Source organism: Mesorhizobium sp. M0491, from assembly GCF_040321265.1.
Lineage (GTDB): Bacteria > Pseudomonadota > Alphaproteobacteria > Rhizobiales > Rhizobiaceae > Mesorhizobium.
This window is the reverse complement of sequence record NZ_JAMYRE010000011.1, coordinates 12,643-29,255: the sequence shown is the minus strand read 5'-3', so window position 1 is coordinate 29,255 and position 16,613 is coordinate 12,643. Positions and strand designations below refer to the sequence as shown.

Below are 16,613 nucleotides of genomic sequence, written 5' to 3'. Positions count from 1 at the left end.
ACACCGATCAACGAGGTGGCCGGATTGCCCGGCCACCTCTTTCTCATGGAATAGCAGCTGCCGATGTCCTTTCGCGAACGCCTCCAGTCCTGGCGCTACAATCTCGTGCCCGACCATGTCGTCGGCGAGATCCTGACCAAACGCTGGACCGACAACGCCATTCCGTTCCTGGCGCTGGTGGCGACGCTGGCAACCTTCGGTTCGATCATTCCCGGCTTCTTCAAGCTGACGGCGCTGCAGGAATCGACCCGCCAGCTTGGCGAGTTCTCGATGGTCGTCACCGGCATGACGGTGGTGATGCTGGGTGGCGGCATCGACCTGTCGGTCGGCTCGATCTTCGCGCTGTCCTGCTTTTCCGCCGTCTATGTTTTCTTCATCCTCGAACAGTCGATCTGGCTGGCGCTGGCTGCGTCGCTGGCCACCGGTCTCATCTTCGGCGCCATCAACGGCTACCTCGTCGGCTATCTCAGGCTGCGCGCCTTTCTGACCACGCTGGTCACCTTCATCTTCGGCCGGGCGCTGTTCGACATCCTGGTCACCACCTATGCCGCCGACGTACAGCTCTCGACCGCCACATCGGATGTGCTCGACTTCATCGGCGACAGCACCTTCTGGGGGCTGTCCGTCTCGGTGTGGCTGGCAATCATCCTGGCGATCGTCACCCACATCGCGCTGACCCGTTCGCGGCCGGGCTGGCATGTGCTGGCGGTCGGCGGTTCCAGGCGCTCGGCGCACAATGCCGGCATCCGCGTGCGCCGCACCGTGTTCATGACCTACGTCTTCTCCGGCTTCTGCGCCTCGATCGGCGGCTTCCTCATCGCCTGCCGGCTGAGCGGGGCAGGGCCGGGCACGGGCCTCAACCTCGAGATCATGGCGCTGACGGCGGCGGTGGTCGGCGGCGTCAGCCTCGGCGGCGGGCGCGGCTCGGTGATCAAGGGCCTGATGGGCGCCATCATCGTGCTGACCATGACCAACGGCCTGATCCGGCTGGGCTACGGCACCGGCACCAACCAGATGGTGCTGGGCATCATGCTGGCGGTGGCGGTGACCATTGACATTCGCTGGCTGAAGAACCGCCACAAGGTGCTCAACGAGGTCTATGTCGCGCCTGTCTATCTCAGAATGGGCGAAACGCAGTCGGCCGCACCCGGCTCGGGCACGCCCTACGAGCTTGATAACAGGCTGTCGGCAGCCGACCATATCGGGCTTGGCGAACTGGAGGGGCCAGAAGACGTCATCCTCGACCGCGACGACAATCTCTATTGCGGCACGCGCCATGGCGAGATCGTCCGCTTCTTCGCGCCGGACTATGTCAAATCGGAAGTGTTTGCCCATATCGGCGGCTTTCCGCTCGGCCTCGCCTTCGACAAATCGGGCAATCTGATCAGCTGCGTCGGCGCCATGGGGCTTTACTCCGTCTCGCCGGATCGGGAGGTCAAACGCCTGTCGGCCGAAACGTCGCGCTCCTGGACCTCGATCGTCGACGATGCGCGGCTGCGTGACCCCAACGACTGCGACATCGCACCCGACGGCCGCATCTATTTCACCGACTCGACCAAGCGCTACGACGCCCATGACTGGGCGCTGGACTCGATCGAGAACCGCGCCACCGGCCGGCTGCTGGTCTATGAGCCGAAGGACGGTTCGACGAAGACGCTGCTCGACGGCTATCGCTACACCAATGGTGTGTGCATGGCGCACGACGGCAAGTCGCTGTTCTTCGCCGAAAGCTGGGCCTGCCGCGTGCACCGCTACTGGCTGGAGGGGCCGAAGGCCGGTACCGCCGAGTGTGTCATCCGCGACATGCCGGGCTACCCCGACAACATCAACCGCGCCTCCGACGGCAATTACTGGATGGCGTGGCTTGGCATGCGCACGCCGAGCTTCGACCTGTCGCTGCGCCACCCCGATATGCGCAAGCGCATGACGCGCCGCTTGCCGCAGGACGAATGGCTGTTCCCCAACATCAACACCGGCGGCGTGGTGAAATTCAACGAAAAGGGCGGCATCGTCGAGGCGATGGGCGATCTCACGGGTGGCGCGCACCCGATGGTCACCTCGATGCGCGAGCACAAGGGATATCTGTTCGTCGGCGGCATCCTCAACAACCGCATCGGCCGCTACAAGATTTCAGGCGCAGACCCGAACTGGACCAGCCCCGCTTCCTATTGGGGAGCAAAGCCATGATCCTCGATCCTGTGCTGGACCTGTTTCGCGGCAAGGCGGTGACCATCCCGCCGCTCGATGGCGCTTTCCGACCCAACACATTGCTGGATGACGCGCTGGCTTTTACTGAGCTGACCGAGCCGGACAATCTGCTGGTTGCCGATGGCAGGCTGCTGGCCTCCAGCGGCAACGCAATCTATTCGATTGCTGCCGGAACCGAGCCCAGGGTTGTCGAAACCTTTCCGTCTCCGGTCACGGCGCTGGCGCTGTCGCGATCCGGCGAACTGACGGTCGGGCTGGAGAGCGGCAAGCTGCTGGTATCAGGCGAGGAGGTTTCGCTGCCGGCTGACCTCAGCTGCATCACCGCACTTGCCTATGCGGATGACGGCACGCTGTGGCTGGCCAACGGCTCGGCCGAGCATGCGCCGTCGCAATGGGCCGCCGATCTGATGAGGAAGGGCGCGTCCGGTTCGCTTTGGAAGCGAGACGCCGCGGGCGGTGATTTCCGCAAACTCGCCGGCGACATTGCCTTTCCCTATGGCCTGCACCCCGTCGGCAGGGATGTGCTGGTCAGCGAGAGCTGGCGCCATCAGTTGGTGCGCTTCAGCGCAGACGGCAATCGCGCCACGGCGCTGACGCATCTGCCCGGCTATCCCGCGCGGCTATCGCCGTCCGCCGATGGTGGCGCCTGGCTGACCTTGTTTGCGCCGCGCAACCGGCTGATCGAATTCGTGCTGCAGGAAACGCATTACCGTCAGGACATGCTGAGCCAGGTGCCGCCCGCCTACTGGATCGCGCCGGCGCTGGCCTCCAGCCGCAGCTTCCTCGAGCCGCTGCAATGCGGCGGCATCCGCACCATGGGCATCCACAAGCCATGGTCGCCGAGCCGCTCCTACGGGCTGGTGGTCAGGCTCGACCAGAAGATGCAGCCGCAATTCAGCCTGCACAGCCGCGCCAACGGCACGCGCCACGGCATCTGCAGTGTTGCGGAAAAAGACGGCCTTCTGTTCGTCGCCTCCAAAGGGGGCGACTGCATCCTTTCCGTCGCCACGGGAGGTTTCTGATGGAACCGATCGTCCGTCTGGAGAATGTCACCAAGAACTACCGCGGCGTGCCCGCGGTGAAGAATGTCAGCTTCGACCTGCGCAAGGGTGAGATCCATGCGCTGCTCGGCGAAAATGGCGCGGGAAAATCGACGCTGACCAAGATCATCGCCGGCGTGGTCGATGCCACCTCAGGCAAGATGTTCCACAAGGGCCGGGAGATCGCCTACGCTTCGCCGCATGCGGCCCTCGAGGCCGGCATCGCAATGGTGTTCCAGGAGACCAGCCTGGTCCCATCGATGACGGTCGCGCAGAACCTCTATCTCGGCACCGAAAAGTTCCTCAACCGGCTGCGCGGCACCTACATCTCCGCGCAGCAGTTCCTGCAATCGCTGAATTTTCCAGTCGACCCGAACGCGATGGTGGCGACGCTGGGTGCTGCCAAGCGGCAGATGGTCGAGATCGCGCGCGCGGTGCACCACAATGCCGAGATCATCATCTTCGACGAGCCGACGGCGACGCTGACGCCAGAAGAAAAGCGGCACTTCTTCGCGTTGATCCGGCGGCTGAAGGCGAGCGGCGTGTCGATCGTCTTCATCAGCCACGCGCTGGAAGAGGCGCTCGAGATTGCCGACCGCATCACCATTCTGCGCGACGGCGAGCTGGTCATCACCGACGACACGTCCGCCTTCGACCGCGACAGGATCGTTTCCGCCATGGTCGGGCGCACTTTATCGGGGGAGATCTACCGCCAGCGCGACGAAGCAAAACTGCGCAAGGCCGGCAAGAAAGTGCTGTCGGTGCAGGACATTTCGATGAGCAATGTCGTGCGCAACACGTCCTTCTCGATCTTCGAGGGCCAGATCACCGGCGTGTTCGGGCTGATCGGCTCGGGCCGCACCGAGACCTTCAAGATCGTCTCCGGCATCTACAAGCGCGATTTTCTGCGCGGCGGCGCCATCGAGCTGGACGACAAGCCCGTGCGCTATCTCGTGCCGAGCGAAGCGGTGGCCGACGGCATCGTCTATGTCACCGAGGACCGCAAGAGCGAGGGTATTTTCGAGACGATGGGCATTGCCGAGAACCTGTTCGGCGGACTGCTGGCGGCGGGCCGCGAAAAGGCCTGGGTGATCAACGCGCAGGAGATGCGCGCACTGTCAGCCGAATGGACGAAGACGCTGAACATCAAGGCGATCAACGACAATGCGCGGGTGGTCGAACTGTCCGGCGGCAACCAGCAGAAGGTGGTGATCGGCAAGGGGTTGGTGCAGCAGCCGCGCATCGTCATCTTCGACGAGCCGACGCGCGGCGTCGATGTCGGCGCGATCGCCGAGATCCACCAGATCATCAACCGGCTGGCCGACGAGGGCCTGGCCGTCGTCGTCATCTCGTCCTACCTGCCGGAGATCATGAATTTGTCGGACCGGATTTTGGTTTGCCGGCAAGGGCGTATCGTCGAGGAATTTTCGCCGGCGGAGGCTACGGAGGAGAAGATCATGTATGCGGCCGTGCATTAGGTTTTTGGCTGGTGCCTACGTTGATAATTGGCCAGGACATCCATCCCTTCGTCATCCACGGGCGGAGCAAGGCGCGCAGCGACGCGGCGCAGACCCGAGGATCCATGCCGCGACTCGGAAGCGCCGCGACCGTGCAGAATTCTGCTCCGTTGCACTCCGCGGCTGACGTCACTGCATGGATCCTAGGGTCTCCGCGACGGCGCTTCGCGCCTGCTTCGCCCTAGGATGACGAAGTTTAGGTGCCTCGGCTAATCTTCAACGCTATTGCGGGCCAAAAACTGAGTCAAAGAAGCTGGTTAGCCGCCTTTGCTCGAAACTTGATTCAACGAGCCAGTTCGTCGGTCAAAACGAAAGGAAACACCATGGCCACCACAAGACTCCTCAGCGATGCCGAGGTGGAGAAAATCCCGGCCGTGAAGGCCGTCTTCGACGACATCCGCGCGACGCGCAAATCCGATTTCGTCAACAATTTCTGGCGCGGGTTAGCCAACGATCCGCCGGCGCTGAAGCGGATCTGGGAACAGCTGAAGGTGGTGATGGTCGCTGACAGCGCCGTCGATCCGCTGACCAAGGAGATGATCTACATCGCGGTGTCGACCGCCAATGGCTGCTCCTACTGCGTTCATTCGCACACGGCCGCCGCCCGCGCCAAGGGCATGACCGACGCGCAGCATGGCGAGTTGGTTTCGATCATAGGGTTGGCTGGACAGACCAACCATCTCGTGACGGCGATGCAGATCCCGGTCGATCCACAGTTCGAGGTGAAGTGAGGATTAGTGGCGAGCCAGTGCTCGTTCTGCGACGTTTCTAACGTGAGGAATTGGCAGCGACGCACCTAAGTCCAGCCAATGAACGCTGTTGTAAAAGCGATGCTCGGCCCTATCAACATAGCGGTCCAATAGCTTTGTCACCCGAGATTTCGGCAGCGCCAGAACGCACCTTAGAGCGAACACAACCCTGTATTCGTCATCCTTCCGATCAAGCTCGCGCAATAACACTTCATCTCTCAAATCAATAAAGACCTTCCTAGGTAATTTCTTCGCGAGCGATATCCTGATTTCGTTATCAAGATCGAGCGCCAGCAGATCAGCAACGCGACCCTTTCCTAAGGTAAGGATAGCCGCAGCCTTTTGGGACGGCAATTTTGTTTGGTAGAATTCGAGCAATCCTCTTCGACGACCAGTAGGGTAGTCGCCCAATTTCCTGATGCGCTCGATGTCGGACCAGTCTCCGAAACGGGCGAGATATTTCAAGATACCCTTTGTGGCATCAATCTCCGTATCCCTAATCACGTCCCGTACCAAGTCGAGGTCTTGGACCTTCGCCAGTCCGCAAAGAGCCGCTAGGGCGTCATTACAAAACCTTTTCAACATGAAGTTTTCAAGATTTCTTATTTTAGGTTCCTGGCAGGCGACGATGGTCCCTGCGCTCCTTTCTTCATCAATCTTCCTGTCGAAATAGCCTTTGAAGCGGTCCCTCAAATTCTGCCTAATTTCGTCGCTAAATTTGGATGCGAACCGCGAATATAGAACGGACAATTCCCTTTCGCTGAATACGCCAGCGCTATTCGCTCTGGACCGCAGTGTTGAGAAATCAAGTTCAAGTAACCGGTTCATACGATAGATCTCGTAGTAGGTGTCATCCGTTTCACGGCCTGCAAACAAGCCAATCAAACTGTTGGATGGTTTGGTAATACATAGCGCCTGTTTTGCGACGTCGTCGTCAAGCTTGACGCCGTTTTTCTTTAAGGTCTCCGCAGCCAGTAGCCGGATTTCATGGTTGCTGTCGGTTAGAAGCGTTTCCGCCGCCTCCAACGCAATCTCGCTACGCGCATACAGAAGTTGAACCGCGTGAAGCCTAATAGACTCGGATTTGGCCGCTAAACATGAAAGCACCGTTTCTGTCGCTAGTGATTGCGAATTGCTGAAAAGCACATCCGCCAATTTCTGACCGACCTTATCAACTTCCTTTTCAACAACACGCTTGAGCGCGCCGTCCAGGTTGGTCCGCGACAAGATGCTGACGATCGCTTCCTCCACTTTCGTCCGGCGCTGTGGCGAACATTGCGCCGCTGCTTCTTCGATAAGAGGTAGGTCATCGTCGGTCGCATTTGAGCCCAAGAATGATAGGGCTGCGTCAAAGACTTGGCTAGAAGTTGCATCAGATAACCATGACGCAAGAACACGCTTCTGATCGAAGTACTCGTGAAGCGAAGGGATTGATTGAGACCCAAGGTCCAAAATCTCAATGGCGTACCGCTGCTCGCTTTCACTCCCGACTGCAGCGAGTACTTCGACACGGCTCCAGATGCCGCCCTCATCTTCGTACCTAGCAAGCCAGCGCCACAGGGGGACATTCTGATATTGAAATCCCACAACACCGCTGTCTACTAACGCTCGGACCTCTTGCTTCGAAAGTGCAGCATTTCTAAACTTTTGAAAAATCAAGTTCGCATCGTGATTGCCAACGTAGAACTCATCATTCCCCGACCGGCTAACAGAGGTTCCTATCAACCGTAGACGGGCTACTTCGTGCGCCGAAGTGCTTTCCCAATTCGGTGGTCTCTGCATCAGGCCATGAAGAAAATCTCGTGCCCCTTGATCGATCAACCAAGAATCAGAGGTAGGCGGATCGCTCGACTTGTCCTGAATCGAAGGAGCATCCTTGGGTTGACTAGATTGCGGGTCTTCTACAGTAAATATTTCGGTTTCACGCCAGCCTATCTCCTCTAATTTATCCCGAATAGTGTCTCGGAAAACCTGATGATCAGAGAAATCTTTGAAAAAGATTTTGTTCTCGTCGATGCATTTTTGCCGAAATTTTAACACCTTTCCGAGACCTTCGCCCGGCTTCATGTTAGGTGGAACTTCGACCATTTTGAAATAGATGGCCATGTCTTTCATGAGGCCATTTTCAATGCGGGCTTTAGATCTGAAATATTCTTCTTCGAAACCAGACGAATAATCCGGACCTGTCTTTGAACCCCAATTGTCGCAGAGTACCCCGATAAAGTAATCGCACTTGTCGAGGTCGTCATTAATTTTGCTTTGGGCGCGGACGTAACCTGGGACTGCGTCTTCCCATCCCAACAGCTTAAACTGAAGCCTCCAGCGATCAGAATGGCTGCGGTTTACACTGTTAACAACGTCATGCGCTGCTCGCCGTTCGTCTTTCAAGCCGCCAGGTGAGCCAATAAAAATACGAACTATTTTCTGTTTATCCGACACAGTTTTGCCCGTCCGCCCGCAGTGCATTGGCCCGTTGAGTCCCTGTTGGAGAGCGTAACGTGACGGTTGAAACCCGTCTAGACGGCTGATCGGACTAGCCGGCCTGCGGCTGCAGTGATCTGCGAGTGAGCCGTTGGTGGACGGTATTGCTCATAATCAACAAAGCAGTTTGCGGAAGAGGTTGGCGCTAGCAATTTTCGAAGACTTTTTCATGTGGTTGAAAGCATAGCACATCAAACGAGTGGATCTCGCCGTGTTGACGGAAAATGAACAAGCTCTTCGCTTTTGGCAGGGACAAGGCTTCGAGCCGATGCGGACGGCGGGGCCAGTCAGTATCGGCGCCAAACGGCATATGGCCCAGGTTTTGGGCCGGCGGTTGTAAGCAGCTACACCGGCCGGTAAACCTTCTCCGCCGTGTTCCAGAAAATATCCGCCTCCGCCGCCGCGCCATGGTTGGCCACCGCATTGCGGTGCGCCTTGATCAGCTCCGCGTGGCTGGTCCATAGCTTCTCGATCGGGAAGTTCGAGCCGAACATCAAATGGTCGGCACCCAGGATCTCGATCGTGTTGTCGACGATGTAGGCGATCAGCGCCGGGTCGTTGCGGTGGACGAAGGTGCCGAGGCCGGACAGCTTGGCGTAGAAATTGGGCGCCGCCGACAGCGTGCGCAGGCCTTCTTTCCAGGCTTCGGTGGTGTCCGGTTCCATGCCGGTCAGCATGCCGGCATGGGTGAGGATGAAATTCGTTTCGGGGTTCTCGCCGACCAGCGTCAGCCCGTCCTTCATCTGGGCGGGGAAAAGCTGCAGGTCGAAGGACAGGCCATAGTCCTTGAGCCGCGCCACATTGGCGCGCACCTTCGGGTCGATCACCTGGTCGGCCGAGGCGGCGAAACGGAAGGCCGGTGTCTCGTGCCAATGCAGCTGCATGCGCACGCCGCGCAGCAGCGGATATTTCTTCAAGCGATCGATCTGGGGCCTGATATCGTCGACGGTCATGTCGGTGTAGCCGACGATGGCATGCGGCCAGCCGGTTTCGTCGGATGTCTTCTGCAGGAAGGCGACTTCCTTCTCGAAATCCTCCTTGGCCCAGTTGGTCTGGACATAGAGGGCCTTCTCGACGCCCGACCCCTTCTGGTCTTCGAGAAACTCCTCGATCGGATAGTCGCGGCGGATCGGCTCGTAGGGACCAAAAATACGCGGCACCATCGGCCCGACCAGCCAGGGCTGGTCCTTTTGGCGCCAGATGTGGAAATGCGCGTCGATGGCTTTCTGCATCACGAAACCCTCTTCCAGATTGTCGCCGCCGCTGAAGCAGGGCGGGCGAGCGACAGGATGAAATCGGTGAGGCTTTTCACCGACGAGCCGTCGACGAGGTCGTCCAGTACCGGCAGGATGGCACGAAGTGCAGCCGTTGCCGGCCGGAAGCGCGGGTCGCCGGCTAGCGGTGTGGCCAGCGACAGCCGGAAAGCGCGGGCGCTCAGCCGTCGCATAGCTGTCTCCAACTCGCCATGATCGCCGCGCTCCAGCGCGTCGGACAGGATCACGATCGTGGCACCGCGTGCAAACGACGAGAAGCGCGGCACCGATAGGAAGGCGAGCAGCGTCGGTCCCATGCGGGTGCCGCCGTCCCAATCGTCGACCTGGGCCGCGGCGCGCGCCAGCGCCTGGCCGCGGTCGCGGATGCGCAATGCCCCGGTGACGCGGGTCAGCCGCGTGCCGAAGGTGAAGATTTCGGCGCGGTCGGCACCTTGCACGGCCGCATGTGCCAGCTTGAGGTAATCCGACGTGTGCAGCTTCATCGAGCCGGACACGTCGATCAGCAGCAGCAGCTTTCGGGGGACGGTCTGGCGGCGGCGCAGCAGCGGCGAGGGCACGTCGCCATCGGCGCTGACGATTTCCCGCAGCGACCGGCGCAGATCGAGCTTGCCGCGCGAATGCGTGCGTACGGTGCGGAAGGAGCGGCGGGCGGGCAAGGCTGAAGCGAGTTTGCGGCGGAAAGCGGCAAGGCGGTCATCGTCACGCTGGAAGTCGCGGCTGCTCAACTGCTCCAGTGCCGAGGACAGCTCGCCGCCCTCTTGGGTTTGTTCGGCTTCGATCCGTTCGTCGTCGGCGCCGCCATCATCCTTGATGCGGGTTTCCTCGTCGGCGTCGCCTTCCACCACGGCGGATGTGTTGCCATAAAAGTGGCTCTGGAAATGCGCTTCGAATTCGTCGTGGCGGTCGGGCGGCGGCGCCAGCGTCGCGAGCGCCGCCTCGCGGATGTCTGCCATCGAGCGCGGCCCGAGCAATGTCACGGCCTGCATGAAGCTGGAGACCTGCTCGGGCGCTATGGCGAAGCCGTAGCGGCGCAGCAACCGGGCGAAGCTGAGCAAGGGCGCTGCCGCGCGGGGTAAGCTTGTTTCCCGCATCATTGCGTGGCGCCCCCCTCTGTCCTGCCGGACATCTCCCCCGCAAGGGGGGAGATCAGCAGCTTCGATGCTTCGCTCCGTTCTGCGACGCTGGAGATTGTCGAAAGCCGGAATGACAGCCAATCTCCCCCCTTGAGGGGGAGATGTCCGGCAGGACAGAGGGGGGTGCTGTCCCGCCAGCGTTGCGGAATGAACGGGGAGAACGTGCCGTTGAGGTCTCGGCTCACGCCAGCGCCTCCTCGACAATCCGGCCAAGCTCGGGCGCGATGTAGGAGAGATCTTCCTCGTCCTTGATGAGCACGCCGATGGCGCGGCGGAAGGCTTCCGGCCACGGGCTGCCGCCTTTTTCCAGGATAGTGGCGGCGTTGGCCCATTCGACCGCTTCGGCGATCCCCGGCGGCTTGGCCAGCGGCCGGGCGCGAATAGTCTGCACGGCTGCCGCCACGGCGCGTGCCGTCGTCTCGGCCACATTGCCGGCGCGCAGCATGATGATGGCGGCCTCGCGCTCGGCGTCGGGATAGCCGATCCAGTGGTAGACGCAGCGCCGGCGCAGTGCTTCGGCCAGTTCCCGGGTGCGGTTCGAGGTCAGGATGACGATCGGCTGTGCCGCGGCGCGGATGGTGCCGCGCTCGGGAATGCTGATCTGGAAGTCGGAGAGGAATTCCAAAAGCAGCGCTTCGAATTCGTGGTCCGAGCGGTCGATCTCGTCGACCAGCAGCACGCGCTGCTCGGGCGCCTTCAGCACCTGCAGCAGCGGCCGGGCGATCAGGAAACGGTCGTCGTAGATGTCGATCTCATGCTCGCCGGCATGGCGGATGGCGAGCAGTTGGCGCTGGTAGTTCCATTCGTAGAGCGCATGCGCGGCATCGATGCCTTCATAGCATTGCAGCCGCACCAGATCACGGCCGAGCAGCGCGGCGATCGCCTTCGCCGCCTCCGTCTTGCCTACGCCCGGCGCGCCTTCGAGCAGCAGCGGCTTGCCCAGCCGGATTGCCAGGAAGATCGCGGTCGAAAGGCTCTCGTCGGCAAGGTAGCGCGAGGCGGCCAGATGCTGCGCCACCGCCTCCGGCGAGGTCGCGACAGTCTCGGCGCTTGTCCCGGTCATTCCAGCCCTCAGTTCGCCGCTTGCGCCTTCAGCGCGCGCAGGATGCGCTCCGGCGTGATCGGCAGCGTGTCGATGCGCACGCCGACAGCGTCGAAGACGGCATTGGCGACGGCGGGGATTTGCGGGTTGGCGCACATTTCGCCCGGCCCCTTGGCGCCGTATGGCCCGTCGGCGGAAGGACGCTCCAGCACGATGATTTCGGTTTCGGCGAGGTCGCCGGGGCCGGGCATGAGATATTGGTTGAAGTCGGTGCCGCCATGATCGCGGTTGGGATAGTAGGGTTCGGTCGTCTCATAGAGCGCGTGGCTGATGCCCATCCACGAGCCGCCGACCAACTGCTGCTCGACCATCTTCGGGTTCAGCGCTCTGCCGATCTCGAAGACGTTCTTCACCGTCACCACGGTAACCTCGCCGGTCTCGTCGTCGACCTCGACCTCGGCCACCGTGCAGGCATGGGCATAACAGGTCGACGGCTTCATCGCGCCGGTTTCCTTCTCGGGATAGGAGCGCGGGATCAGGAACATGCCGCGGCCGGAGATCGAGCGGCCACGCTTGAAATGCGCCGACAGCGCGACATCGAAGATCGAGATCGACTTTTGCGGTGCGCCTTTGACCAGGATGTTGCCCTGTCCATCGGTCTCGAGGTCGGAGGCGTTGACCTCCAACTCCTCGGCGGCCACTTCCAGCATCACCTGGCGCGCTTCCCTTGCCGCCTGGATGACGGCGTTGCCGGCGCGGTGGGTGCCGCGCGAGGCGAATGTGCCCATGCAGTGCGGGCCGGTGTCGGTGTCGGCGGTGTCGACGACGACACGGTCGGTCGGCACGCCGATCGTCTCGGCGCAGATCTGCGCCATGATCTGCTTCATGCCCTGACCGAGATCGACGCTGGAAAGCGTCACCATGAAATTGCCGGTCGGCGTCGAATGCACCAGCGCCTGCGTCGGGTCGCCGCCGAGGTTCATGCCGGTGGGATAGTTGATCGCGGCAACGCCGCGTCCACGCCTGATCGCCATCTCAAGCTCCCTTCACGTAAGACGACATGGCCATGTATTTCTCCGCCACCGGCCAGTTGGCTGCGCGCGAGGCTTCCTGCATGCATTCGATCAGCGCCGCGCCCTCGGTCGGCTGGCGATGCGCTTTCATGTCGCCGTCGCGATAGGCGTTGATGAAGCGGAATTCGAGCGGATCCATGCCGATCAGCCGCGCCAGTTTGTCCATCTGCACCTCCAGCGCGAAGTCGCCGATGGTGACGCCGAAGCCGCGCATGGCGGAGGAGGGCGTGCGGTTGGTGTAGACGCAGTAGGTGTCGATCCAGACGTTTGGGATGGTGTAGGGGCCGGGATAGTGCCCCGCGCCCTTCTGCGCGCCATAGGGCGAGTGGCGCGAATAGGCGCCGGCGTCGGTATAGCCGGTGACCTTGCGCGCGACGATGCGGCCGTCCTTCATGACGCCGTCCTTGATGACGACCTTTTCGGCCGCTCGCGGCGACGAGATCTGCATCTCCTCCTCGCGGCTGTAGATAAAACAGACTGGTCGTCCTGTTAATTTTGCGCCGAGGATGGCGATGGGCTCGACGATGACGTCGACCTTGCCGCCAAAACCGCCGCCGACGGTGCCGCCGACGAAATGCAGTTTGCTGCCCGGCATCTGCAGGATGATCGAGGTGTTGTCGAGCGTGAAGAACATCGCCTGCGTGTTGGTGTAGCAGGTGAAGCGGTCATTGCCCTCGGGTGCCACCACGCAGCCGGTGGTCTCGGTCGGCGCGTGCTCGATCGGCGAGGACTGGTAGCTCTCCTCCAGGATGTGGTCGGCGCCGGCGAAGCCCGCCTCGACATCGCCGAAGCGCACCTTGCGGCACTCGCCGCTGTCATAGAGGTAATAATTCTGGCCGTGATATTCGTTGACCAGGGGTGCGCCGGGCTTCAGCGCCTCTTCCATGTCGAAGACGGCCGGCAGCACCTCATAGTCGACCTTGACCTTGGCTGCGGCCTCTTGCGCGGCACGCTCGGTTTCGGCCAGCACGGCCACCACGGCCTCGCCCTTCCAGCGCACCTTGCCGTCGGCAAGCACCGTCTCGTCCTCCGGCCCGACCTGGATCAGGATCAGGATGGTGTAGACATTGTGCGGCACGTCCTTGGCGGTCAGAATCTTCACCACGCCCGGATGCTTTTCCGCTTCCGAGGTGTCGATCGAGCGGATGCGGGCATGGTGATGCGGGCTGCGCACCATCTTCAGGTGCAGCATGCCAGGGAAATTGCGGTCGGCGAAAAAGGCGGTCTTGCCGGTGACATGGCCTGGCGAATCCGAGCGCGGCCGGGGCTGGCCGATCTCGTTCAGATCGTCCTTGCGGATATCAGCGAAGTAGTTCTTGCGCAGTTCCATTGCTTTGGACCCCTCAGGCCGCGTTCTGCGAATTGGCGCGGGCGGCGGTCAGCACCGCCTGGATGATCGGCTCGTAGCCGGTGCAGCGGCAGATGTTGCCCGACAGCGCCTCGACCACCTCGTCGCGGCTGGGGTTGGGCGTATGGTCGAGCAACACCTTTGCCGCCATGATCATGCCCGGCGTGCAGAAGCCGCATTGCGTGGCGAACGTGTCGAGGAAGGCGCGCTGCAGCGGGTGCAGCACGCCAGCTTCCGAAAGTCCCGATGTCGTGCTGATGACGGCGCCATCGCAGGTCTCGGCCAAGGTCAGGCAGGAGAGCCTGAGTTCGCCGTCTATGATGACCGAACAGGCGCCGCAGGTCCCTTGATGGCAGCCGCCTTTCGGTGAGGTGTCGCCGATCTTGTCGCGCAGGGCCTGAAGCAGCGTCGTGCCGCTGTCGATGAATTCGGCCTTTTCCGAGCCGTTGAGCGTGAATTGAACCGGAACCTTTGCCATGTTTTCCTCCCAGCGCGCCTGCCCGAACCGGCGGACAGACGCGCGCCCCCGAACGAAATATTATGCGAGCAGCAACCGGCCGAGATGAACCGGCAAGACTTCGGCGCGATACCAGGCGCTGGCGATCGGGTCGGTGATGGGCGAGGTGCCATCACCGGCCGCGGCCAAGGCCGGCGCGATGCCGTCAGCGGTCAGCTTTCGGCCGATCAGCGCTTTTTCCGCCGCCCTGGCGCGCATTGGCCGATCCGCCATGCAGCCGAGCGCGATCCGCGCCGAGGTCACGGTGCCATCCGACGACAGTTCCAGAGCACCGGCTATGCTGAGCACCGAGACGCCCTTGGGCTTGACCCTCGACACTTTCAGGAAGCGGAAACTGTCGGCCTTCGGAAGCGTGAAGCTCACGGAAGTGACGACGGCACGGCTGCCGTCCCGATTGGCCAGAAAAGTCTCGATAGGCGTTTCGCCGCCATCGGTGCCGACCATGGCATCGAGCGCCAGCAGGGCAACAGCGAAATCGCCATAGGGGGCCGGGGCAAAAAGATTGCCGCCGACGGTCGCCATGTTGCGGATGGCCGGGCCACCGACGGCGCGGGCGGCCTTGGCGAGCGTGCCGAGCTCCGGATGGCCGGCGATCGCCGCCATCGTCACCGAAGCGCCGACACGGGCTTTTCCACCGGCAACGGCGATGGTGGACAAAGACGGCTCGGTCGACCTGACAAGGCCGGAAACCGAGACATCGCCCTCATTGGCCGCGCGGACGACCAGCGTGCCGCCGCCGAGATAGCGTGTGCCCTGGGCTTTCAGTGCCGCGTTCGCGTCTTTCACCGTTGCAAAGGTCTGCAGTGCCAGCGCCATGGTTTGGCTCCTGTCAGCTCTGGCCGGCGAAATGGCTTTTCAGAGCGTTGAAGCCGCCCTGAAAGACATTGGCGCCCATGCCCTCGGCCAGCTTGTCTGCCTCCTCGGGCGCGGCGTCGAAGCTGGCGGTCCATTCGGCGTAGGTGCGGTCGCCATCGGTCACGCGCCGCAACTGCAGCGTCGCCTTGTGATTGGTCAGCGGCTGCGGCGTCTCCAGGATGGAGTAGCTGACGAGGAAATTCTGATCGGAAAAATCGAGCAGCTTTTCGCGCAGGCGGGGGCCGCTGGCGAGCTGGAAATTGCGCACGCAGCCGATCGTGGTGGCATCCTTGCCGTCTTCAATGTGGCTTTCCACCATGCGCGGATGCCAGCCCGGCAGCCCGTTGAAGTCGCGTATGCGCGCCCAGACCTTTTCGACCGGCGCGTCGATGACGCTGGATATGGTGACTTTGGCCATTCAAATGTTCCCTTGCAAAAGCGATCCGGTGCAAGGGTAGGGCGGCCATTTCAGCGACGCTTATCAATGCGTCTTGAGCGTGTATCAAGGAGTCTGAAAAACAGTCGACCTTGACTAAACGAGGACAGGTTCAGGCAATCGCCCGCGCGGCCTCGCGGTAGAGCGTCGGCGGCACGCCGACATGGTCGCGGAAAAAGCGCGAGAAATTGCCCTGCGTGGTGAAGCCGAGATTGCAGGCGACCGAGATCAGCGGCTCCCGCGACCATTGCAGCTGCCGCACCGCTTCCTCCATGCGCAGCGTATTCCAGTAGACATTGGGCGTCAGATTGGTCTGTTCCTTGAACAAAGCGAAGAAATGCGGTCGCGACAGGCCGACGCTGCGCGCCACGTCGTCGAAGCAGATGCGCTCGCAGACATTGGCCTTCATCAGCTGGATTGCCTTGCGGACACGGAAATCCTGCATGGTGTTGATGCGGACACGGGCCTCCTGCGGCGCCGAGGCGTCGGCGGCGTCGAGCACGCTATCGATGAAACGCTCGATCTCGTAATTGGCGATATCGTCGACGCTCTCATTGTCGCTGAGGTGGTCGAGCAGATTGGCGGCGGCCTGATGCAGCCACGGTTCCAGCGTGATCGCGGCTTGTGAGAACAGCGGCGCAGACGAAGGCAGGTCGCGGCGGCGCCGCGCCCAGTCGGGATCGATGTAGAAGGCGAGAAACAGACCGGGCGTCCCGTTTTGCGACAGAACATGGCTGTGCGGCTGGAAGGAGTTGATGCCGGCGGCCGTTCCAGGTCCAAGCCGGACGGTCTCGCGGCCGATGGTCATTTCGCCGGCCGTACCTTCCAGCCAGATGATCAGATGGGCCTCGACATGGGCATGAGTGACGAAGTCGCTTGCGACATTCAGGATAGAAACATGTCCGAACCGGCCCCAGTAGAGCCTGATCGCTTCCGTCAT

At 61.7% G+C, this 16,613-nt stretch carries 14 protein-coding genes; 4 read left to right on the top strand and 10 right to left on the bottom strand.

What is annotated here, in order from left to right; all coding sequences use genetic code 11:
- Positions 1-63 precede the first annotated feature (63 nt).
- From NKI69_RS15750 to NKI69_RS15735, 4 genes are all read left to right on the top strand, one after another.
- Positions 64-2,187 carry an ABC transporter permease gene (locus NKI69_RS15750; protein WP_023814019.1) on the top strand — a complete coding sequence of 708 codons (2,124 nt, stop codon included), beginning with the start codon at positions 64-66 and terminating at the stop codon, positions 2,185-2,187.
- Positions 2,184-3,230, top strand: coding sequence for an SMP-30/gluconolactonase/LRE family protein (locus NKI69_RS15745; protein WP_023814018.1), 1,047 nt, complete (start codon positions 2,184-2,186; stop codon positions 3,228-3,230). Before NKI69_RS15750 ends, NKI69_RS15745 begins: the two co-directional genes overlap by 4 nt.
- Entirely contained in the window at positions 3,230-4,726 is a 1,497-nt protein-coding gene (locus NKI69_RS15740) for a sugar ABC transporter ATP-binding protein (RefSeq protein ID WP_352721936.1), read from the top strand. Before NKI69_RS15745 ends, NKI69_RS15740 begins: the two co-directional genes overlap by 1 nt.
- A gap of 362 nt (positions 4,727-5,088) precedes the next feature.
- Positions 5,089-5,496 carry a carboxymuconolactone decarboxylase family protein gene (locus NKI69_RS15735; RefSeq protein ID WP_023814016.1) on the top strand — a complete coding sequence of 136 codons (408 nt, stop codon included), beginning with the start codon at positions 5,089-5,091 and terminating at the stop codon, positions 5,494-5,496.
- A gap of 3 nt (positions 5,497-5,499) precedes the next feature.
- On the opposite strand, the gene NKI69_RS15730 is transcribed toward NKI69_RS15735, so the two are convergent.
- From NKI69_RS15730 to NKI69_RS15685, 10 genes are all read right to left on the bottom strand, one after another.
- Positions 5,500-7,953, bottom strand: a complete 2,454-nt coding sequence (locus NKI69_RS15730) for a DUF4062 domain-containing protein (protein WP_352721934.1) — start codon at positions 7,951-7,953, stop codon at positions 5,500-5,502.
- 386 nt (positions 7,954-8,339) lie between these two features.
- Positions 8,340-9,227 carry an amidohydrolase family protein gene (locus tag NKI69_RS15725; protein WP_352721932.1) on the bottom strand — a complete coding sequence of 296 codons (888 nt, stop codon included), beginning with the start codon at positions 9,225-9,227 and terminating at the stop codon, positions 8,340-8,342.
- On the bottom strand, positions 9,227-10,363 hold the full coding sequence (locus NKI69_RS15720; RefSeq protein WP_352721930.1) for a vWA domain-containing protein: 1,137 nt from the start codon (positions 10,361-10,363) through the stop codon (positions 9,227-9,229). Before NKI69_RS15720 ends, NKI69_RS15725 begins: the two co-directional genes overlap by 1 nt.
- A 220-nt stretch (positions 10,364-10,583) precedes the next feature.
- On the bottom strand, positions 10,584-11,465 hold the full coding sequence (locus tag NKI69_RS15715; RefSeq protein WP_352721928.1) for an AAA family ATPase: 882 nt from the start codon (positions 11,463-11,465) through the stop codon (positions 10,584-10,586).
- Between the two features lie 8 nt (positions 11,466-11,473).
- The gene (locus NKI69_RS15710) at positions 11,474-12,478 is read right to left on the bottom strand and encodes a xanthine dehydrogenase family protein molybdopterin-binding subunit (RefSeq protein ID WP_023813252.1); all 1,005 of its coding nucleotides are present in this window, start codon (positions 12,476-12,478) and stop codon (positions 11,474-11,476) included.
- 1 nt (position 12,479) lies between these two features.
- The gene (locus NKI69_RS15705; RefSeq protein WP_128303425.1) at positions 12,480-13,847 is read right to left on the bottom strand and encodes a xanthine dehydrogenase family protein molybdopterin-binding subunit; all 1,368 of its coding nucleotides are present in this window, start codon (positions 13,845-13,847) and stop codon (positions 12,480-12,482) included.
- A 13-nt stretch (positions 13,848-13,860) separates the two neighbouring features.
- Positions 13,861-14,343 carry a (2Fe-2S)-binding protein gene (locus NKI69_RS15700; RefSeq protein ID WP_127295454.1) on the bottom strand — a complete coding sequence of 161 codons (483 nt, stop codon included), beginning with the start codon at positions 14,341-14,343 and terminating at the stop codon, positions 13,861-13,863.
- Positions 14,344-14,403: 60 nt separating this feature from the next.
- Positions 14,404-15,198, bottom strand: coding sequence for an FAD binding domain-containing protein (locus NKI69_RS15695; RefSeq protein WP_127295456.1), 795 nt, complete (start codon positions 15,196-15,198; stop codon positions 14,404-14,406).
- Between the two features lie 13 nt (positions 15,199-15,211).
- The gene (locus tag NKI69_RS15690; RefSeq protein ID WP_127295458.1) at positions 15,212-15,655 is read right to left on the bottom strand and encodes an SRPBCC family protein; all 444 of its coding nucleotides are present in this window, start codon (positions 15,653-15,655) and stop codon (positions 15,212-15,214) included.
- Positions 15,656-15,785: 130 nt separating this feature from the next.
- Positions 15,786-16,613 carry an AraC family transcriptional regulator gene (locus NKI69_RS15685; RefSeq protein ID WP_127266791.1) on the bottom strand — a complete coding sequence of 276 codons (828 nt, stop codon included), beginning with the start codon at positions 16,611-16,613 and terminating at the stop codon, positions 15,786-15,788.